The organism is Treponema sp. R8-4-B8, assembly GCF_054786175.1.
On sequence record NZ_BDHE01000391.1, the window covers coordinates 1 to 450 of the forward strand.

General features: G+C 49.1%; 1 protein-coding gene. It reads left to right on the forward strand.

The annotated features are described in order from the left end of the window. Window positions 1-74: 74 nt before the first annotated feature. Window positions 75-450, forward strand: a 376-nt coding sequence (locus ACYVRA_RS08915; RefSeq protein ID WP_461252357.1) for a peptidase U32 family protein, incomplete at its 3' end; no start/stop codon positions are given.

The following is a 450-nucleotide window of genomic DNA, read 5'->3' on the forward strand; positions in this document are numbered from 1 at the left end:
AGATGTGTATAAGAGACAGGAGTACGGCTATTCGGTGCGGTGCGTTCAAGATTAGGCGTTGGGCGCGATGCGTGATGAAAAAGCAATCGCAATTTATAGACGATACGATGAAGATACAGCATAGCGATAAACCGGAGTTATTGGCTCCAGCCGGAAGCCGTGAATCATTTCACGCCGCCGTAGACTCCGGCGCAAACGCCGTTTATCTCGGCCTTGATGATTTCAACGCGCGTCTGCGGGCGAAGAACTTCACGATCCGCGAATTGTCGGTTCTAGTTCCGTTCGCCCATTCCCGTAACGTCAAGGTCTACGTTACGCTCAATACGCTGATAAAGCAAAATGAAATCGCTTCCGCTTTGAATGTACTGTATCAGTTGGATCAATTAGGTGTGGACGCTGTGATTGCCGCTGATATTGGATTGATGAGGTTGTCTGCGGATAATTTCCCCA